The organism is Micromonospora sonchi, from assembly GCF_014646235.1.
Lineage (GTDB): Bacteria > Actinomycetota > Actinomycetes > Mycobacteriales > Micromonosporaceae > Micromonospora > Micromonospora sonchi.
The window spans coordinates 1-915 of record NZ_BMNB01000095.1 but is presented as its reverse complement, the minus strand read 5'-3'; the positions used below and the strand labels follow the sequence as shown (position 1 = coordinate 915).

Annotated in this window: 1 protein-coding gene; it reads right to left on the bottom strand. The window is 63.5% G+C overall.

Annotated features, from left to right (window positions below; translation table 11 throughout):
• Positions 1-76: 76 nt before the first annotated feature.
• Positions 77-898, bottom strand: coding sequence for a hypothetical protein (locus tag IEY61_RS30905; protein ID WP_189050888.1), 822 nt, complete (start codon positions 896-898; stop codon positions 77-79).
• Positions 899-915: the final 17 nt, after the last annotated feature.

Here is a 915-nt window from a genome sequence, read left to right as displayed (position 1 = left end):
ACCAGCATCGCCAACAGCTCCTCGTACGAGGGCGGGACCTGCGGGACGGGCGACACACCATGATCATGCCAGCCGATCAACCAGAGTGGACCACCGGCCGCCGACTCACCTCAAGCTGAATACGTACCCCTGGCCCGCCACCAGTAATCTTGTCTGGCGGACTCTTCTTTCTCGGATTGACCGTCGCCTCGAAATGTACCGTTTTCTCCGTCTCACTCTGGCTCTCCACCACGAGAGAGAGCGAGGTGAGGCGGTGCCGACGCTGAATGGCGGGAAGGCGACTCTGAATCTCCGGGATCGTGACGCCGGGCCGGACAAGCCCCCGAGCATCGTGCAGGGCGTCATCGAGGGCCCTTTCATGCTCCTGCGGGGTGCGCGTGTCCTTCTTGCCGAACTTGCTCTTGAGCTTGGCCCAGAGTTTCTTGCCGAGGCCGACGACCTTGTCGACGACCCAGAGGACCGCCTTCTTGACGGGTTTGCCGAGTGCGGCGAAGAAACTCTTGACCTTGCTCGCGATGCCGCCGATGCCGAGCACTGCGGCGAGCACCCCGATCAGCACCGGCACCGACCGCGCCAGGGCCTTCTCGATCAGCGCCGGCACCCCGCCCGCGCCACCACCAGCGATGGCGATGATGGCGTCGAGGACGGAGTTGACGAACTCGATGATCTGGGCACCCTGGGTGATGATGAACGTGACGAAGTCGATGATCATCTTGGCCGCGCGGATGAAGGCCGACGCGGGGTTGAGCAGGCTGAGGACCCAGGTGATGCCGGCCATCAGGACGGTCGGGATCAGGTACTCGCTGATCTTGGAGAAGAGGTTGGCCTTGAGGTCGCCGACCTTCTCCTTGATCTCCTCCCAGATGCCGCCGAGGCCCTGGGACTGCACCTTCTGCACGATGGGCACGGACTTCT